The 325-nt window shown below is 46.8% G+C and carries 1 protein-coding gene; it reads right to left on the reverse strand.

All coding sequences use genetic code 11. The annotated features are described in order from the left end of the window. On the reverse strand, window positions 1-325 hold a 325-nt coding region (locus tag AB4585_RS25645; RefSeq protein ID WP_372171599.1), incomplete at both ends, for a hypothetical protein.

Genomic DNA, 325 nt, shown 5'->3' on the forward strand with positions numbered 1-325 from the left:
ATGGTACATCAATAGTATGCGTGCCATCGGTAACCGTAAGTACCGTTAACATAGCCGTTGGATCGATAGTGCCAGTGATTACGGCGTGGGTTTGCTCGTTGTGATTGATAACACCATCAAAGTTTGCACCTGCACCACCATCAACTAACTTAACAGTAGTCTGATCAATTGAGGTATCAATCGTAAGATCATGGGTTGCAGGTTTTGCTTCATTTCCAGCAAGGTCTGTCACCGTTGCCGTAATTGTCGGCGTAGTTCCGTCCGGTAGTTTCGCAAGATCAACCACAGGGACATCTGTGGTCCATGTGTGATCAGGCTGCACTAT

Source organism: Vibrio sp. 10N.222.49.C9 (genome assembly GCF_041474985.1).
Taxonomy (GTDB): domain Bacteria; phylum Pseudomonadota; class Gammaproteobacteria; order Enterobacterales; family Vibrionaceae; genus Vibrio; species Vibrio crassostreae_C.